The organism is Variovorax paradoxus (assembly GCF_022009635.1).
GTDB lineage: Bacteria > Pseudomonadota > Gammaproteobacteria > Burkholderiales > Burkholderiaceae_C > Variovorax.
Genome location: NZ_CP091716.1, coordinates 993346 through 1006855, shown reverse-complemented (window position 1 = coordinate 1006855; position 13510 = coordinate 993346). Strand labels below are relative to the sequence as shown.

Sequence of the window (13510 nt, the reverse complement as noted above, 5' to 3'; positions counted from 1 at the left end):
ACGGGCAACCTGCGGTGCTCGACTCCGGCGGGGGTCCGCAGAACTCGCTTCGCTCAAACAGCTGCGGCCCTGATCCCGCCTACGTCTGGGCTCCTCGGCGCAGCCAGAAGGGAGTTGGGAACCGAACGCGCCATCGCTGCGCTCGGCCCCCAATGCTGCAGCAGGCGCGCAGCGCCTGCTGCAGCCCCGCGCCGAGCGAAGCAAAGGCCCGAGTGGGCTCCCCTCCCCTCTGGCTGCGCCGAGGAGCGGAGCGTTTCGCGGATCAGGGCTCGCAGCTGTTTGAGCGAAGCGAGTTCTGCGAGACCCCGCGAAACGCGAGCACCGCAGGTTGCCCCGTAGCGCAGCGAAGGGGTCGCAGACAGTGGGGTCGCCTTTCTTTTGCCTACGTTTCTTTGGCGAAGCAAAGAAAAGTAGGTCGCCTGCCGGGGCGAGACCCGGCCCCGGAAAGCAATCCCTTCGCAAGGCAAAAACCATGCTGAGCCCAGGCAAGCCCTTCCCCCTGGGCGCAACGCCCATGCAACAAGGCGTCAACTTCGCACTGGCCGCACCCACAGCAGAAGCCGTAGACCTCTGCATCTTCGACACCACAGGCAAGAACGAGCAACAGCGCCTGAGGCTGCCGCAACAGACGGACGGCATCTGGCACGGCCATCTCCCCAGCGGCAAGCCGGGCCTCGTCTACGGCTACCGAGTCCACGGCCCCTGGTCCCCCAAAGAGGGAAAGCGCTTCAACCCCGCCAAGCTCCTGCTCGACCCCTACGCCCGCGAGATCGTCGGCACGTACGACGGCAGCGACATCTTCCTGGGTCACGACCCCGCGAACCCGGACAAGAGAGACACCCGAGACAACGCAGCCGCAGCCCTCAAGGCCCGGATAACAGCAGCAAACGAACGCCCATCAGCAGGCCACGCCCGCATACCAGCAACCGACCGCGTCCTCTACGAACTGCACGTCAAAGGCCAGACAAAGCTCCACCCAGCCATCCCCGCCCCCCTGCGAGGCAGCTATGCGGGATTGGCCGAACCCGCCATGCTCGACCACCTCCAGCGCCTGGGCGTGACCACCCTGAGCCTCATGCCCGTGCAGTACCGCGCCGACGAACAGCGCCTGCTGCGCATGGGCCTGAGCAACTACTGGGGCTACACGACCATCGGCTGGTTCGCGCCCGAGCCCCGCTACTGGAGCGGCCGCCCCGGCACCACGCCCGCCGGCGAGTTCCGGGCGATGGCCGACGCCATCCACGCGCGCGGCATGGAACTGGTGATCGACGTGGTCTACAACCACAGCGCCGAGACCGACGAGTTCGGCCCCACGCTCTCGCTGCGCGGCATCGACAACGCGCTGTACTACCGCCTGCGCCCGGACGACCGAGCGCTCTACGAGAACTGGGCCGGCACCGGCAACTGCCTCGACCTGACGGAGCCGCGCGTGCTGCGGCTCGTGATGGACAGCCTGCGCTTCTGGGCCTGCGAGATGGGCGTGGACGGCTTCCGCTTCGACCTGGCCCCGGTGCTCGGCCGCGATGCCGGCAGCAACGCCTTCGACCCGCGCGCGCCCTTCTTCGCGGCCATCGCGCAAGACCCGGTGCTGTCGCGCACGCTGCTTATCGCCGAGCCCTGGGACCTTGGCCCGGGCGGTTATCGCCTGGGCGAATTCCCGCCGGGCTGGCTCGAGTGGAACGACCGCTACCGCGACACCCAGCGCGGCTTCTGGCTGCGGCAGGACCAGGCGGACAAGGCCGGCCTCGGCGACTTCGCGCACCGCTTCACGGCGTCGAGCACGCAGTTCGCGCACGACGGCCGCGCGCCCACGGCCAGCGTCAACTTCGTCACCGCGCACGACGGCTTCACGCTGCGCGACCTGGTCAGCTACAACGAGCGCCACAACCTCGCCAACGGCGAAGACAACCGCGACGGCCACGGCCACAACATGAGCAACAACTGCGGCGTCGAGGGGCCGAGCGACGACCCCGCCGTGCTGGCGCGGCGCGAGCGGCTGCGGCGCGCGCTGTTGGCCACGCTGATGCTGTCCCAGGGCACGCCGATGCTGCTGGCCGGCGACGAGCTGGGCCACACCCAGCAAGGCAACAACAACGCCTACTGCCAGGACAACGAGACCACCTGGCTCGCCTGGATCGGTGCGGCGTCCGATCCCTCGAGCGACGCGGCCCGCATGAGCGCCTTCGTGGGGCGGCTGGCGGCGCTGCGGCGCGAAGCCCCGGCGCTGCGCAGCGCGCGCTGGTGGCCGGCCGAGCCGCCCGAGGGTACCCCGCCAGGCATCCGCTGGCTGCGCCCCAACGGCGAGCCGATGGCGCCCGCCGACTGGCAGACGGGCACGGCCCTTGCAATCCTCTTTGCCGGGAGCGATGCAACGGATGACGCAGGCGAAAGAAAGCAAGGCGCATGGCTGGTGATGGTGAACGCGGGGCCGGACACGGTGCAGTTCAGGCTGCCCGCAGGCGCCTGGCGCCTGTGCCTGTCGAGCGACCCCGGGCACGACCCGGGGAACGTGACCCGACCGCTGGACGGCACGGTGCCAGTGCCTTCCTCGAGCCTCGGGATTGCAAGAACGTAGAAGCCAGCCGCGGGGCGCGGTGCTAGTCTCGATGCAGAAACTCTGACGGCGGACGGATTCCAGCAAACGAACGAACGGAGACTTCAGGATGGACAACCTCGCACCCAAAGCACCGCAGCAGCAGCACGAGCTGCAGGCCCATCAACTGGTGCGCCGCACCATCGCCCTGGTGCTGGCCGGCGGGCGCGGCTCCCGCCTCAAGCAGCTGACCGACCGGCGCGCCAAGCCGGCGGTGTACTTCGGCGGCAAGTTCCGCATCATCGATTTCGCGCTGTCGAACTGCCTGAACTCCGGCATCCGGCGCATGGCGGTGGTCACGCAGTACAAGTCGCATTCGCTCATGCGACACCTGCAGCGCGGCTGGAGCTTCCTGCGGGCCGAGCTCAACGAGATGGTCGACGTGCTGCCCGCGCAGCAGCGCGTGGGCGACGAGCACTGGTACCGCGGCACGGCCGACGCGGTGTTCCAGAACCTGGACATCATCCAGACCCGCTCCACGCCGCACGACTACGTCGTGGTGCTGGCCGGCGACCATATCTACAAGATGGACTACTCGATCATGCTGAAGGACCATGCCGAACACGGCATGGGCTGCACCGTCGGCTGCATCGAGGTGCCGCGCATGGAGGCCACCGCCTTCGGCGTGATGCACGTGGACGGCGACCGCAAGGTCACGGCCTTCCTGGAAAAGCCCGCCGACCCGCCGGCCATGCCCGGCAAGCCCGACGTGGCGCTGGCCAGCATGGGCATCTACGTGTTCGATTCCGACTACCTCTACCGCCTGCTGGAGGAAGACAGCAAGGACCCGGACTCCGACCACGACTTCGGCAAGGACATCATTCCGCGCGCCGTGGCCGAGGGCCGCGCGCTGGCGCATCCGTTCGGCATGTCGTGCGTGACCCGCGCCATGCGCGGTGGCGACAGCCCGACCTACTGGCGCGACGTGGGCACGATCGATGCCTTCTGGGCCGCCAATCTCGATCTGGCCTCGATCACCCCGGAGCTCGACATCTACGACACCAACTGGCCCATCTGGACCTACCAGCGCCAGTTGCCGCCGGCCAAGTTCGTGTTCGGGCGCGATGGCAAGCCCGGCCTCACGACCAACACCATCGTCTCGGGCGGCTGCATCGTGTCGGGGTCGTCGGTGAGCGACTCGGTGCTGTTCTCGGGCGTGCGCATCCACTCGTTCTGCACCATCTCGCAGGCGGTGCTGCTGCCCGACGTGGAAGTGGGCCGCGGCTGCCGCCTGAGCAAGGTGGTGATCGACCGCGCCTGCGTGATTCCCGAGGACATGGTGATCGGCGAGGACGCCGAGGCCGACGCCGCGCGCTTCGAGCGCACCGAGAACGGCGTGGTGCTGGTCACGCGCGAAATGCTCAAGCGGCTCGCGGCCGACTGATGGACAGATACAGATAGCCACGATGCGAATCCTGCAAGTCAGCGCCGAACTCTTTCCCCTGCTGAAGACGGGCGGACTGGCGGACATCGCCGGCGCCCTCCCCCTGGCGCTCATGGCCGAGGGCCAGGACGCGCGCGTGCTGCTGCCGGGCTTTCCGGCGATCACCCGGGGCGTGCGCGAACTCGCGCCCGTGGCCGAGTTCGACGCGCCCTGGGGCGAGCGCTTCGCGCTGCGGCTGGGGCATGTGGCGGTCGATGGCACGCCGGGCATTCCGGCCTATGTGATCGATGCGCCGGCGCTCTACGACCGGCCCGGCAACCCGTATGAAGACAATTCGCGCCAGCCCTACGGCGACAACCACCGGCGCTTCGCGCTGCTGGGCTGGGCGGCGGCGCGGCTCGCGCAGGGGCTCGATCCATCCTGGCAGCCCGAGGTGGTGCATGCGCACGACTGGCATGCCGCGCTCGCGCCGGCCTACCTGCATTTCGCGCGCGAAGCCGGCCAGCCGGGCGCGTCGCGCGTGGGCAGCGTGTTCACCGTGCACAACCTGGCCTACCAGGGCCTCTTCGCGCCTTGGAACTTCGCGGAACTCGGCCTGCCCGGTCCCGCGTTCCAGATGAACGGCGTGGAGTACCACGGCCAGGTCTCGTTCATGAAGGGCGGCCTGTGCTACGCCGACCGGCTCACCACCGTGAGCCCGACCTACGCGCTGGAGATCCAGACGCCTGAGCAGGGCTGCGGGCTCGACGGCCTGCTGCGCCAGCGCAGCGGCGTGCTCAGCGGCATCCTGAACGCGGTGGACGACCAAGTCTGGAACCCGGCGACCGACCCGGCGCTGGTGCAGGGCTATCACACGCCCGAAGGCCGCCACATGGCCGGCAAGGCGCGCTGCAAGTCGGTGCTGCAGCACCAGCTGGGGCTGGCCGAGCGGCCGGACACGCCGCTGTTCATCCTGGTGAGCCGTCTCACCGAGCAGAAGGGCCTGGGGTTGGTGCTCGACGGCCTCGATGCGCTGCTCGCGCAGGGCGGCCAGCTCGCGCTGCTGGGCAGCGGCGAGGGCTGGCTCGAAGACGCCTTCAGGCAGCGCGCCGCGGCCGCGCCGCAATCGGTCAGCGTGACCATCGGCTACGACGAGACGCTCGCGCACCAGCTCTTCGGCGCCGGCGACGTGACGCTGGTGCCTTCGCTCTTCGAGCCTTGCGGCCTCACGCAGATGTACGGCCTGAAGTACGGCAGCCTGCCGCTGGTGCGCCGCGTCGGCGGACTGGCCGACACGGTGGTCGACAGCACGCTCGAGGACCTGGCCGGCGGCGAGGCCACCGGCTTCGTGTTCGATCGCTTCGAGGTGGCCGACTACCAGCGCGCCGTGCGCCGCGCCTTCGCGCTCTACCAGCGCGCGCCCGACTGGCGGCGAGTGCGCGGCAATGCCATGCGCCGCCCCGCCGACTGGGCCACCGCCGCCGCCCGCTACATCGACGTCTACCGGCAGGCCCTTGCCGCCGCCGCGGCCTGACCGCCGCGACGCCCTTCAAACTTTCACGGAAACAAGCCATGACGATCAAGGACTTCGCCTACGACCACCCCGACCGCGACGTCGCGGCCTTCAAGCGCGCGGTGGCCAACAAGCTGATCTACGCGGTCGGCAAGGACCCGGTCGCCGCCAGCCAGGACGACTGGCTCAACGCCACCTCGCAGGCGGTGCGCGACCAGCTGGTCGAGCGCTGGATGATGACCACGCGCGCCAACTACGCGCAGGACCTCAAGCGCGTCTACTACCTGTCGATGGAGTTCCTCATCGGGCGCACCTTCACCAACGCGCTGCTGGCCGTGGACCTGTACGACACCGTGCGCGAGGCGCTGGCCGACTTCGGCGTCGACATGGACGCGCTGGCCGAGCGCGAGCCCGACGCGGCCCTGGGCAACGGCGGCCTGGGCCGGCTCGCGGCCTGCTTTCTCGATTCGATGGCCACCCTCGGCGTGCCGGGCATGGGCTACGGCATCCGCTACGAATACGGCATGTTCCGCCAGCGCATCGTCGACGGCCAGCAGGTGGAGACGCCCGACTACTGGCTCACGCGCGGCAACCCGTGGGAGTTCCAGCGGCCCGAGGTGAACTACCGCGTGCGCTTCGGCGGCCACGTGCAAAAGCGCGAAGGCGCCAACGTGCCGCCCGGCGCGGTCGACTGGGTCGACACGCACGACGTGCTGGCCGTGGCCTACGACACCATCATCCCGGGCTACGGCACGCAGGCCACCAACACGCTGCGGCTGTGGTCGGCGCGTGCCACCGAGGAGATCGACCTCTCGGCCTTCAACCGCGGCAACTACATGGGCGCGGTGGAGAGCAAGAACCAGTCGGAGAACGTCTCGCGCGTGCTCTACCCCGACGACTCCACGCCCTCCGGGCGCGAACTGCGGCTGCATCAGGAGTACTTCTTCTGCAGCGCCAGCGTGCAGGACCTGCTGCGCCGCTACCTGCGCAACCACAAGACCTTCGACCAGCTCTCCGAGAAGGTCAGCATCCACCTGAACGACACCCATCCGGTGCTCGCCGTGCCAGAGCTCATGCGCCTGCTGCTGGACCAGCACGGCATGCCGTGGGACGAGGCCTGGGCGCACACGCAGAAGGTGTTCAGCTACACCAACCACACGCTGATGCACGAGGCGCTGGAGACCTGGCCGGTCGAGATGCTGGGGCGCATCCTGCCGCGCCACCTGCAGATCATCTACGACATCAACGCGCGCTTCCTGGCCACCGTGACGCAGAAGCTGGGCAACGACGTGGAGCTGATGCGCAGGCTGTCGCTGGTCGACGAGGCCGGCGAACGGCGCGTGCGCATGGCCTACGTGGCGGTGCTGGCGAGCCACTCGGTCAACGGGGTGTCGGGGCTGCACTCGGAGCTGATGAAGCAGTCGATCTTCTCGGACTTCGCGAAGCTTTTTCCCGAGCGCTTCAACAACAAGACCAACGGCGTCACGCCGCGCCGCTGGCTGGCGCAGGCCAACCCGCCGCTGGCGGCGCTGCTGGACCAGCGCATCGGCAAGGGCTGGCGGCGCGACCTGTCGCAGCTGGAGGCCCTGAAGCCGATGGCCGTGCAGCCGGCCTTCGTGCGCGCCTTCCGCCATGCCAAGCGCGAGAACAAGCTGCGGCTGGCCAACTGGGTCGAGCAGCACCTGAAGATCGACCTGGACACCGACGCGATGTTCGACGTGCAGGTCAAGCGCATCCACGAGTACAAGCGGCAGTTGCTCAACGTGCTGCACGTGGTGGCGCGCTATCACCGCATCCTCGACGCGCAGGCGGCGGGCGGCGCCGTGGACATCGTGCCGCGCGTGGTCGTGTTCGCCGGCAAGGCGGCTTCGGCCTATGTGATGGCCAAGCTGGTGATCCGGCTCATCAACGACGTGGCCAGCATCGTCAACGCCGACGCGCGCGTGGGCAAGCTGCTGAAGGTGGTGTTCCTGCCGAACTACAGCGTGAGCCTGGCCGAGATCATCATGCCGGCGGCCGACCTGTCGGAGCAGATCTCCACCGCGGGCACGGAGGCCTCGGGCACCGGCAACATGAAGTTCGCGCTGAACGGCGCGCTGACCATCGGCACGCTGGACGGCGCCAACGTGGAAATGCGCGAGAACGTGGGGCCGGAGAACATCTTCATCTTCGGCAACACCGCGCCCGAGGTGGCCGACATCCGCGCGCGCGGCTACCAGCCGCGCGACATCTACGAAGGCGACGCCGAACTCAAGCGCGTGCTCGACGCGATCCGAGACGGCGCGTTCTCGCCGGGCGAGCCGGCGCGCTACCAGGGCATCTACGACGCGCTGGTGAACTGGGGCGACCACTACCTGCTGCTGGCGGACTACGCGAGCTACGTGGCGAAGCAGGCCGAGGTGGATGCGCTGTATCGCGACTCGGATGCGTGGACGCGGATGGCTGTTCTGAACGTGGCGGGCATGGGCGCGTTTTCATCGGACCGCACGATTGCGCAGTACGCGCATGAGATCTGGCATACGAAGCCTGTAGTTCTAGGCTGAGCGCCCTTGCATTTCTCCCTCCCCTCCCGGGGGAGGGTCGGGGTGGGGGCAGGCAGCGCTCAATGGAGGCGCCCTGCCCGCCCCCATCCCAGCCTTCCCCCAGCGGGGGAAGGAGCAAGACAAGTCAGCGCGGCTTCTGCTGCGCCGGCTCCGCATCGGTCACGAACCCGATGCGGCTCAACCCGGCCTTGTTCGCGATGCCCATCAGCACCACCACCTTGCCGTAGGGCACGGTCTGATCGGCGCGCAGCTGCACCTCGGTGTCCTTGCTGTCGGCCGCGGCCTTCTGGAAGCGGTCCGCCAGTTCCTCGTCGGTCACAGCCTGGTCGTTGAAGAAGACCTTGCCGGAGGCGTCGACGGACACGCTCACGAACTTGGGCGTGTCGTTGGGCTGGCCCGCGTCGGTCTGCGGCAGGTCGAGCTTGATCGAGCTGGCCATCAGCGGCGCGGTGATGATGAAGATCACCAGCAGCACCAGCATCACGTCGACCAGCGGCGTCACGTTGATGTCGGACAGCGGGCGCTGCGCGCCCCCGCCCATTGCGCGGCCTCCGCCGGCGGCGCTGCTGCCCAGGGATGTGCGACCGAAGGCCATGGTGGTGCCTCGTGCTTGGGTTGTTTGCAGGTCAGACCGGCATCGGCCGCGCGGGTGGCGGCGCGGCGGGCTTCGGCGGCTCGCCGAAACTGCCCAGCAGGTCGTGAGCGAAGCCCTCGAGCTCGGCTTCGACGCGGCCGATGACGCGGCCGAACACGTTGTAGGCCAGCACGGCCGGAATGGCCACGGCCAGGCCGAAGGCCGTCATGACCAGCGCCTCGCCGACTGGCCCCGCCACCTTGTCGATGGTGAAGCCGCCCGTTTGCCCCGCGATGCCCGACAGCGCCCGGTAGATGCCCCAGACCGTGCCCAGCAGCCCCACGAAAGGCGCGGTGGCGCCCACGGTCGCGAGCAGGATCTGGCCGGCCTGCAGACGGCGCAGCGCGCCGTGCAGCGCGTCGCGCAGGACGCGGGTCAGGCGCTGGTTGCGGTCGACCGCGGCGCCCAGCGTGCCCTCGGGGGCGCCGGCGGCCACGCCGCGGATGGCCGACACGGCCGGCAGCACCAGCGCCGCGCGGTCGAAGGCCCGGAGCTTCTCCTCGGCGTCGGCCAGCGTGGCCGACTGCCAGAAGGCGGCGATGCTGCGCAGCACGTCGCGCGTGCCGCCGCGCAGCAGCCAGGCCTTCCAGAGGATCACGACCCAGCTCGCGATCGACATCGCCAGCAGCAGCGCGGCCACCGAACGGCTGACGCCGTCGCCATGGGTCAGCAGTTCGAGCACGCTCATCGGCGGTCCTTTGGTTTTTTAGCGCAGGCCCAGCACGTCGTACATGTCGAACAGGCCAGAGCGCTGTTCGGCCAGGAAGCGCACCGCGCGCAGGCTGCCCTGGGCGTAGGTGACGCGGCTCGACGACTTGTGGGTGATTTCGATGCGCTCGCCGGTGCCCGCGAACAGCACGGTGTGGTCGCCCACGATGTCGCCGCCGCGGATGGCCGAGAAGCCGATGGTGGACGGGTCGCGCTCGCCGGTGATGCCTTCGCGGGCGTACACGGCGCAGTTCTTGAGGTCGCGGCCCAGCGCTTGGGCGATGACTTCGCCCATCTTGAGCGCGGTGCCCGAGGGCGCGTCGACCTTGTGGCGGTGGTGCGCCTCGATGATCTCGATGTCGTAGCCGGTCGACATGGCCTTGGCGGCCATCTCGAGCAGCTTGAGCGTGACATTGACGCCCACGCTCATGTTGGGCGCCATCATGATGGCGATGTCCTTGGCGATCTCGGCGATCTCGGCCTTCTGCGCGTCGCTGAAGCCGGTGGTGCCGATGACGGCCTGCACGCCCAGCTCGCGGCACACCGCGAGGTGCGCGAGCGTGCCTTCGGGGCGGGTGAAGTCGATGAGCACCTGCGCGTCCTTCAGGCCCGCGCGCAGGTCCGACACGATGGACACGCCGCTATTGAAGCCCAGGAAGGCGCCGGCATCGGTGCCGAGCGCCGGGCTGCCCGCGATGTCGAGGGCACCGGCCAGGCGCAGGTCGGGCGCGTTGCGCACGGCCTCGATGAGCATGTGGCCCATGCGGCCCGATGCCCCGGCGATGGCGACGCGGCGCGGCGCGGAGGCGGAATTGCTGGAAGAAGAAGTGGAAATGGATTCGGTCACGCGGATTCAGTCTTCGAAATGGCCAATGGCATGCATGGACTCGGGACGGACGCCGCCTGACTCGGCGGGCGCCGCCCGCTGTTTTCTTTTGCTTCGGCTCGTTGCCGAAGCGCGCTCAGCGCGCGGCTTCGAGCGGAGGGTACGCGGCCGGCAGCGGCGGCAGGCTGGCCGACGGCGACGAGGTGGCGCTGTCGGCCTTTTTCTCGTCCTTGGAGGGGGCGAATTTCTTCAGGTCGTCCTCCGACGCCTCGAGCGTGGGCACCTTGCTGGATTTCTTGCGGGTATCCAGCGTGGCGACGAAATCCTGCTCGCTCGGCATCTCGTCGCCTTCGAAGCGGTCCATGAGTTCGCCGTTGAAGAACACGGTCAAGTGGCGTTCCTGCGGTTCCACGCCCTGGCGGCGGATGGTGAAGACGTAATCCCAGCGGTTGTTGTGGAAGACGTCGCTCAGCAGCGAGGTGCCGAGGATTTCACGCACCTGCTGGCGCGACATGCCGGGCTTGAGCGCCGCGACCTGTTCCTTCGAGACGAAATTGCCCTGCACCACTTCGACTTTGTAAGGAGTGACGGCCGTCAGGGCGACACGCGTGCGCTCGCTGAAACCGCTGCAGGCACCGAGGCCGAGCGTCGCGGCAATGGCGGCGACCAGCAGCCAGGGACGGCGTTGGAGAATGGCAGGCATGGGAGGAGGAGGGGGTAGCGATATGATCGGCCATTGTAGCGGCTGCCCTTTTCAGGGCCTTTGCCGCAGCCCAGGGCGCAGGAATCAACATGGCCAACATCGACGAACTCAAGAATACCGGCCTCAAGGCCACCTTGCCACGCTTGAAGATCCTAGAGATCTTCCAGACCGGCACCCAGCGGCACATGACCGCTGAAGACGTGTTTCGCGTGCTTCTCAACGAGCATTCGGACATCGGCCTGGCCACTGTCTACCGGGTGCTGACCCAGTTCGAGCAGGCCGGCATCCTCGAGCGCAGCCACTTCGAAAGCGGCAAGGCCGTCTACGAACTCAACGAAGGCACGCACCACGACCACCTGATCTGCACTTCGTGCGGCAAGGTCGAGGAGTTCTACGACGCCGAGATCGAGCGCCGCCAGCAGATGATCGCCAAGGACAAGGGCTGGATCCTGCAGGATCACGCCATGTCGCTGTACGGTCTTTGCGGGGATTGCGTCAAGAAGCGCTGAACGGCAACAGGAAGAAAGAGAAAAGGGGCGCAAGCCCCTTTTTTGCTTTCAGTCGCTGTCGCGGGCGTTTTCCATCGCCTTGTGGTGGCGCGCCACGAAATCGGCATAGGTGTCGATGCCCCGCAGCTGCAGGATGGAGTTGCGCACCGCCGCCTCGACCAGCACGGCGATGTTCCGCCCCGCCACCACCTGGATGATGACCTTGCGCACCGGAATGCCCAGCACGTCCTGCGTGAGCGGCGCCGAGGGCATGCGCTCGTAGTCGCGCTCGAAGCTGTCGCGCCGCACCAGATGCACGATGAGCTTCAGGCGCATCTTCCGGCGCACCGCCGTCTCGCCGAAGATCGCGCGGATGTCCAAGAGGCCAATGCCGCGCACTTCCAGCAGGTTCAGCAGCAGGTCGGGGCAGCGCCCTTCGATGGTGTTCTGGTTGATGCGGTACAGGTCGACCGCGTCGTCGGCCACGAGGCCGTTGCCGCGCGAGATCAGCTCCAGGCCCAGCTCGCTCTTGCCCAGGCCCGACTCGCCCGTGATCATCACGCCCATGCCCAGGATGTCCATGAACACGCCGTGCATCGAGGTGCGCTCGGCGAAGTGCTTGGACAGATAGGCGCGCAGCAGGTCGATCACGAAGGCCGAGGATTCGCGCGTGGCAAAGAGCGGCAACTGGGCGCGCTCGCAGATCGACAGCAGTTCGTCGGGCGCGGCCTGGCCGTCGGCCAGCACCAGCATCGGCGGCTCCAGCGTGACGATGCGGGCGATGCGGCGGGCGCAGTCTTCCTGGCTGCCGCGCGTCAGGTAGGCCACTTCGCGCGCGCCCAGGATCTGCACGCGGTACGGATGGATGTAATTGAGGTAGCCGACCAGGTCGGCGGCCGACTGCGCGCGGCTGATGACTTCGGGGTCGAACTGGCGCTCTGACGCCCCGAGCCCGGCGAGCCATTCCCAGCGGAGCGACCCGCGGAACTCCTCGAACATGGCATCGGCGCTGATGACGGTCGGCTTCATGCGTTCAGGAGCCGGCGCGGCGGCGCCAGCATTGCGTTGGAGTGACGGAGAGAGCCGCGCAGCTTATCAGCAGCCGCGCGTGCCGACGCATGCGCTCAGGCGACCTGGGTGGAGTGCCAGCCGGCAATGAGGCCGTGCAGGGCGGCGGCGTCGGTGCTGGACTTGATCTGTTCGCGCAGGCTGGAGTCGCTCAGCAGCTCGGCGATTTCAGAGAGGATTTCGAGGTGCTTCTGCGTGGCCGCTTCGGGCACCAGCAGGAAGATCAGCAAAGCGACAGGCTGTTCGTCGGGGGCGTCGAAGCCGATCGGGTTGGCCAGCTGGAACACGGCGGCCATCGGCGCCTTCAGGCCCTTGATGCGGCCATGCGGAATGGCGACACCGTGGCCCAGACCGGTGGAGCCGAGGCGCTCGCGCGCAAACAGGCTGTCGGTGATCAGGGCGCGTCCCAGACCGTGAAGGCTTTCGAACAGCAGACCTGCTTCTTCGAAAGCACGTTTCTTGCTAGTAGCGTCAACGCTCACGAGCACTTGAGCGGGCGGCAGGATGGACGCGAGGCGATTCATGGTGGGTGCAGAGCGGGGGCGATTATGCACCCGCTTGGTAAAAACCCCCAGTCCCCCTATTTACTTTCTGTCTACATGTTGTCCGGAGGCCTCGCCCGCCCTCTGGGAGCGCGCAATGCCCTAGCGCAATAGTCGGAAAACAAAAGGCCGCCCGGAGGCGGCCTGTGGGTGAGCCGGAGGGCTCGTCGTTCACATCAGGCGCTTGGGTGTCGCGTGATGATGGTCCTGCAGCCGGTCCTTGTGGCGAACCACCTGGCGGTCGAGCTTGTCGACCAGTTCATCGACCGCAGCGTAGAGATCAGCGTGGCTCGACTCCGCGAACATGTCATTGCCTTTGACGTGGATGTTGCATTCCGCCCTTTGGCGGCGTTCCTTTTCCTTCTGCTTTTCCACCGTGAGGATCACCTTGACATCGACTACCTGGTCGAAATGTCGCGTGATCCGGTCCAGCTTGCTCGTGACGTAGGTGCGCAAGGCAGGTGTGACGTCGAGGTGATGACCGCTGATCGTCAAATTCATGAATGACCTCCTGGAATTGACGGTTGGG

12 protein-coding genes are annotated in these 13510 nt (G+C 67.9%); 5 read left to right on the top strand and 7 right to left on the bottom strand.

Features of this window, described 5'->3' with window-relative positions; genetic code table 11:
• Positions 1 to 472: 472 nt before the first annotated feature.
• The 4 genes from glgX (at position 473) to L3V85_RS04935 (ending at position 8012) form a co-directional block, all read left to right on the top strand.
• Positions 473 to 2575 (top strand): glycogen debranching protein GlgX, encoded by a 2103-nt coding sequence (glgX, locus tag L3V85_RS04950; protein ID WP_237678294.1) that lies wholly within the window; start codon positions 473 to 475, stop codon positions 2573 to 2575.
• An 88-nt stretch (positions 2576 to 2663) separates the two neighbouring features.
• Positions 2664 to 3977, top strand: a complete 1314-nt coding sequence (gene glgC, locus L3V85_RS04945; RefSeq protein ID WP_237678293.1) for a glucose-1-phosphate adenylyltransferase — start codon at positions 2664 to 2666, stop codon at positions 3975 to 3977.
• A gap of 22 nt (positions 3978 to 3999) precedes the next feature.
• Positions 4000 to 5490: a glycogen synthase GlgA gene (gene glgA / locus L3V85_RS04940; protein WP_237678292.1), complete on the top strand. Its 1491-nt coding sequence runs from the start codon at positions 4000 to 4002 to the stop codon at positions 5488 to 5490.
• A 38-nt stretch (positions 5491 to 5528) separates the two neighbouring features.
• Entirely contained in the window at positions 5529 to 8012 is a 2484-nt protein-coding gene (locus L3V85_RS04935) for a glycogen/starch/alpha-glucan phosphorylase (RefSeq protein ID WP_237678291.1), read from the top strand.
• A gap of 124 nt (positions 8013 to 8136) precedes the next feature.
• Here L3V85_RS04935 and L3V85_RS04930 read toward each other — a convergent pair whose 3' ends face one another.
• The 4 genes from L3V85_RS04930 to L3V85_RS04915 form a co-directional block, all read right to left on the bottom strand.
• Entirely contained in the window at positions 8137 to 8607 is a 471-nt protein-coding gene (locus L3V85_RS04930) for an ExbD/TolR family protein (protein ID WP_237678290.1), read from the bottom strand.
• Positions 8608 to 8638: 31 nt separating this feature from the next.
• On the bottom strand, positions 8639 to 9334 hold the full coding sequence (locus L3V85_RS04925; RefSeq protein ID WP_237678289.1) for a MotA/TolQ/ExbB proton channel family protein: 696 nt from the start codon (positions 9332 to 9334) through the stop codon (positions 8639 to 8641).
• Between the two features lie 18 nt (positions 9335 to 9352).
• The gene (gene dapB, locus L3V85_RS04920; RefSeq protein ID WP_237678288.1) at positions 9353 to 10201 is read right to left on the bottom strand and encodes a 4-hydroxy-tetrahydrodipicolinate reductase; all 849 of its coding nucleotides are present in this window, start codon (positions 10199 to 10201) and stop codon (positions 9353 to 9355) included.
• A 115-nt stretch (positions 10202 to 10316) separates the two neighbouring features.
• Positions 10317 to 10883, bottom strand: coding sequence for an outer membrane protein assembly factor BamE (locus L3V85_RS04915; RefSeq protein ID WP_237678287.1), 567 nt, complete (start codon positions 10881 to 10883; stop codon positions 10317 to 10319).
• An 89-nt stretch (positions 10884 to 10972) separates the two neighbouring features.
• On the opposite strand from L3V85_RS04915, the gene fur reads away from it, so the two are divergent.
• A complete protein-coding gene (fur, locus tag L3V85_RS04910; RefSeq protein ID WP_237678286.1) occupies positions 10973 to 11392 on the top strand; it encodes a ferric iron uptake transcriptional regulator in 420 nt (139 codons plus the stop codon).
• A gap of 48 nt (positions 11393 to 11440) precedes the next feature.
• Here the strand turns inward: fur and hprK are convergent, their stop codons facing one another.
• From hprK to hpf, 3 genes are all read right to left on the bottom strand, one after another.
• Positions 11441 to 12400, bottom strand: coding sequence for an HPr(Ser) kinase/phosphatase (hprK, locus tag L3V85_RS04905; protein WP_237678285.1), 960 nt, complete (start codon positions 12398 to 12400; stop codon positions 11441 to 11443).
• A gap of 95 nt (positions 12401 to 12495) precedes the next feature.
• Positions 12496 to 12963, bottom strand: a complete 468-nt coding sequence (locus L3V85_RS04900; protein WP_237678284.1) for a PTS sugar transporter subunit IIA — start codon at positions 12961 to 12963, stop codon at positions 12496 to 12498.
• A 189-nt stretch (positions 12964 to 13152) separates the two neighbouring features.
• Entirely contained in the window at positions 13153 to 13482 is a 330-nt protein-coding gene (gene hpf / locus L3V85_RS04895; RefSeq protein ID WP_237678283.1) for a ribosome hibernation-promoting factor, HPF/YfiA family, read from the bottom strand.
• Positions 13483 to 13510: the final 28 nt, after the last annotated feature.